Annotated in this window: 3 protein-coding genes; all 3 read right to left on the reverse strand. The window is 60.5% G+C overall.

Annotated elements, in window-relative coordinates; translation table 11 throughout:
* A partial coding sequence (locus QZ326_RS11180; protein WP_295745200.1) for an ABC transporter permease occupies nucleotides 1-964 on the reverse strand: 964 nt, incomplete at its 3' end.
* Nucleotides 961-1,662: an ABC transporter ATP-binding protein gene (locus QZ326_RS11185; protein WP_016323863.1), complete on the reverse strand. Its 702-nt coding sequence runs from the start codon at nucleotides 1,660-1,662 to the stop codon at nucleotides 961-963. The genes QZ326_RS11180 and QZ326_RS11185, both read right to left, overlap by 4 nt.
* 4 nt (nucleotides 1,663-1,666) lie before the next feature.
* On the reverse strand, nucleotides 1,667-3,355 hold the full coding sequence (locus tag QZ326_RS11190) for an HlyD family efflux transporter periplasmic adaptor subunit (RefSeq protein ID WP_295745203.1): 1,689 nt from the start codon (nucleotides 3,353-3,355) through the stop codon (nucleotides 1,667-1,669).
* Nucleotides 3,356-4,856: the final 1,501 nt, after the last annotated feature.

Below are 4,856 nucleotides of genomic sequence, written 5' to 3' on the forward strand. Positions count from 1 at the left end.
GCTCGGTGACGGTGACCAGCATGATGTTCATGATGCCGATGCCGCCCACCAGCAGCGAGATGGCGGCGATACCGCCCAGCACCAGGGAGATCATGCCCATCTGCTCGTTCATGGACTGCTGCCACTGGTTGTCGGAGTCCACCCAGAACCCGCCGGTGGACTCGTCCACCAGGCCCTTCAAAAAGCCCTGGATGCGGCTGGTGGCCTCCTGCACGGACTCGCCGTCCTTGGCCTTGACGATAAAACTCTCCATGGCCTCGCCCCCCATGACCCGGCGGGCGGTGTAGGGCAGGATAATGATGTTGTCGATAAAGCTGCCCTGGGCGTCGGCCCCGGTGAGACGGGGGGCATAGACGCCCACCACGTCAAAGCTCTGGCCGTTGAGCTGGAGCTTCTTTCCCACCGGGTCGGCGGAGCCGAAGAAGGTCTCCGCCGCCTGAGAACCCATGACGCACACCTGGTTATAGCGGCTTACGTCCAGCTCGGAAATGTCCCGGCCCTTCATGACGGTCAGATTGTTGCAGATGCTGTACTGGTCGCTGCCGTAGTAGATGTCCGGCCTCCGCTGGCCGGTCTGGGTCTCCCAGTCGTACTGGAAGTTGTCGGAGTTTTTGGTACCATAGACCACCGTGGCTTGGCAGCGCGCCTCCGGCGTCACGCCCACCACGTACTTCGTAAGGCTCTTGCAGTAGTCGTACAGGTCCGGGAAGTAGTCCTTGCCCGCACTGACCCAGTTGCCGTTGGCGTCCTCCACGTACATATAGCTGTAAATCTGCACATTGATCTTGTTGCTGCCCATGGCGGAGTACTGCTCCATGGTCTTGGCCGTGTAGCCGTTCATGGTGGCCACGATGGTCATGACGGCGGCGATGCCGATGATGACGCCCAGCATAGTGAGTATGGACCGGCCCTTTTTGCCCACGATAGACTTCCAGGCCATCTTGACCGCTTGGCGGATATTCACAGCCAGTCCACCTCCTGTTCCCTGTCCTCCACAATCTTGCCGTCCTGGAGCCGCACGCAGCGGCGGGCGGTGGCGGCGATGCCGTTGTCGTGGGTGATGAGGATGATGGTACTGCCCTCCTTGTTCAGCTGCTGGAGGAACTGCAGCACCTCCTGGCCCGTGCGGGAATCCAAGGCGCCGGTGGGCTCGTCGGCCATGATGATGGGGGGATGGGTGGCGATGGCCCGGGCGATGGCCACCCGCTGCTGCTGGCCGCCGGACATCTCCGTGGGCCTGTGTTTCACGCGGCCGGAGAGCCCCACCCGCTCCAGGGCCTCCATGGCCAGGTCATAGCGGTCGTCGGCGTTGATGCCCTGATAGATCAGGGGCAGCTCCACGTTCTCCAGCACCGTCAGGCTCTGGATCAGGTTGTACTGCTGAAAGATGAAGCCGATCTCCTTGTTGCGAATCAGGCTCAGTTCCTTGTCCGTCAGCTCGCGGACGTCGGTGCCCTCCAGGTAGTAGTCCCCACGGGTGGGGATGTCCAGACAGCCCAGCACGTTCATCATGGTGGATTTACCGGAGCCGGACTGGCCCACAATGGCCACGAACTCCCCCGGGTCCACCGTCAGGGACACCCCGTCCAGGGCGCGGACCTCGCTCTCCAGGCCCTCGCCGTAGATCTTGTAGACGTCCCGCAATTCTACCAAATGTGCCATGCGATCACCAGCCGTACATGGACTGCATCTGAGTAAAGACCTCAGTGCCCTCTTCCACGCCGGAGCGGATCTCCACGTTGTAGTTGTCGGAGATGCCGATCTCCACCGGCACAGCCCAGTAGCCCTCGGGAATCTGTTCGTCCACCATGACGTTCTCCACGGCATTGTCCGGCTTGCTGCCGGAGACGTAGACCACCTGCAGCGTCTCCCCCTCCTCTGTGGACACAGTGCGCACGCACTGGAGGGGCAGGATCAGGCAGTTGTCGTTCTCGCTGGCGGTGAGGCTGTAATCCAGGTAGCTGTTGACCTGGATGGTGCCCTCGCTGTTGTCGGCGGAGATGGTGACGGGGTACGTGGCCACGCCGTTGTTGACGGTGGAGGACATACTGACCGTCTCCACTATGCCCATGGCGGGGTTGCCCCACTGGTTCAGATCCACCATCATGCCGGGCTTGATGTAGCTGATGTTCCGCTCGTCCACGTTGGCGGAGACGGTGATGGTGGAGGTGTCGGAGATGGTGACGATGGTGGTGTTGGCGGCGATCTCGGCTCCGGGCTGGACGGTGAGGCCGATGACCATGCCGTCGATGGGGGCCACGGCCTTGCAGTTGGCCAGGTTCTTCTCGGCGGTCTCCAGCTCCTCCCGGGCGGTCTCCAGATTCTGCTGAATGGTGAAGAGCTCGCTCTCGCTCTCCTCGCCGTCGATGACCACCAGCACCTGTCCGGCGGAAACCTGGAGGTAGTCCACCAGACCGCTGGAGATCACAGTGCCGCTGACGGTGGAGTTGAGGTCGCCGGTGCGGTAGTACTCCAGCTTCCCCGGCTCATAGGGGTAGACGGTCTCGCCGCCCACATTGACAGTGGCGGAGGCCGCCATCTCAGCGGTGAGGGCTCCCTCGTTTTCCAGAATAATCTCCGCAGAGAAGAGCTTGGAGCCCTCCGCGGTGATGCGGCTGACCATATGTACCGCTTCGATCCGGCCGGGGATGGTGCTCATCAAAGCGGGGACGGACACGTCCACTGTCTGTCCGGCGTACAGCTCCCCGGCGTAGGCGTAGCTGTAATATTGGGTCAGACGCAGGCGGGTGTCGTCCGCCAGTACCGCCACCTTCTGCCCCTTGGTGATGGAGTCTCCGGGGTTCAATGTGACAGTCTCCAGCAGCTTTCCGGGATAGAGCGCGGAGAGGTTCAGTCCCGCGATGTCCTTCTCTGCCTGATTCAGCTGCTTCTGGTAGCCCTCCAGATTGCTGCGGGCTTTTTGCACAGCGGTCTCCGCCGCCGGGCTGTCGATGGTGAAAAGCGGCGTTCCAGCGGTAACCATATCCCCCTCCGCCACCAGCACGTCCAGCACGGTGCCCGCAGTGGTGAGCGTGATCGTCTCACTGCTTTTGGCCTTTGCAAGGCCGCTGCCGTCCACAATGGAGGTAATGGAACCGTACTGCACCACGTCGGTGATAATCTCGCTCTCCCCCTCCTGCTTGCCGCCGAGGACCTTGTACAGGATTCCCCCGATAACGGCCAGCACCAGCAGAAGGATCACCAGACGGACGATCTTCCGCCGCTTCTTCCGGGGCATGGCCTTCCACTTCTCTTTCAGCGGCACCTTGGCGGGTGCGCTCTCCGCCGCCTGAACATCCGCCGTCTCCGTTCCCTGGGCCTGGGACAGCTCCTCGCGCTCTTTCACTTCTGCCATGTTTTTCTCCTTTTCCGTGGTCCTGTAAACTGTATTATCCATGATAGTACAGTCAGCCCCATAATGCAATAACAAAATGGTTACAAATTTATACATCTATTAAGACGTAGAATTGGCAAAAAAGTTTCCGAAAAAAGGAGGATGGAAAAAATTTTTTTGATATTCTCAAAAACACGGCAGCGAAACCGGTTTCCGGTAGAAAGCCCGGAGATCCAATGGATCTCCGGGCACAGCTTATCGAAAAAAGTCTTTTCGCTAAGCTGTGCAAGTTTTCAGAACTTTAAAAAGTTCTGAAAACTCCTGATCGCAATCGTGCGGGAAACCCTTCCTGGGTTTCCCGCACACACCCTTCCTTCCCGCCGAATCGGCTTTCAGGTTTTCTGACGGACTAAGAGCCCGGATATCCAATGGATCTCCGGGCTCTTGGGCCACACCATATTTACAGGTGTTCCGTCACCTGCTGCGCTTCAAAAACTCACACACCAAGCGGTAGACTCGCTCCGTAGAAGCTACGCCCAGCCGCTCCCGGGGAGAGTGGATATCCCGCAGTTCCGGCCCCAGGGACACAGCGTCCAGGCCGGGAAGCTTCTCGATGAACAATCCACACTCCAGACCGCCGTGGGTAGCCTCGATGACGGCATCTTTGCCGGTATGATCCCGATAGACCTCCATCAGCCGCCGGCGCAGGAGGGAATCCCGCTGGTACTGCCAGCCGGGGTAGTCGCTCCGCGCCTCCGCCGTACCGCCGCCGGTCTCGATAATGGCCCGCACCCGTTGGCACAGCTCCGCCTTCTGAGAGGCAATGCAGGAGCGGATAGAGACTGTCAGATGCACTCCGTCCTCCTCCATCCTCATGACGCCCAGATTTAAAGAGGTCTGCACCAGACCGGGGAAATCCACATTCATGGCCTGGACACCCTGGGGCAGGATCAGCAGCGTCCGCAAAAGGCGGCCGGTGTCCTCCGGAGAGAGCGCTGTCTCCAACGCAGTCTTCTCACAAACAAGGCTTACGCCCTCGTCGCGGCCAGCGTACTCATTTTTGAGAATCCCGTCAAACTCCTTGATAAAGGCCTCGAACACTGCCTCCCGCCCTGCCGGAACAGCAATTCTGGATTCGCTGTAGGGACAGATAACGTTATCGAACTTTCCGCCCCGGATGTCCGCCAGACGCAGGCCCGGTACACGCTCCATTGCGCTGTAAAGCGTCCGGCCCGCCAGAACGTTGGCGGAGGCCCGGCCCTTGTCGATCTCCGCACCGGAGTGGCCCCCCTGGAGGCCGGAAATGGTCACGGCATAGCCCGTCTCCCCTGTTAAGGACCGCTGCGCACCAGGGAGCATACAGTCCATCCGCACGCCGCCGGCGCAGGAGACAGTGAAAATTCCCTCCTCCTCGGAGTCCAGGTTGAGGAGCTGGCGGCCCTTGAGGTCGGAGCAGTCCAGGCCAAAGGCGCCAGATCGGAAGAGCACACGTCTGAACTCCAGTCACCATACGGAATCTCGT

The organism is uncultured Oscillibacter sp. (genome assembly GCF_910587525.1).
Taxonomy (GTDB): Bacteria; Bacillota; Clostridia; order Oscillospirales; family Oscillospiraceae; genus Oscillibacter.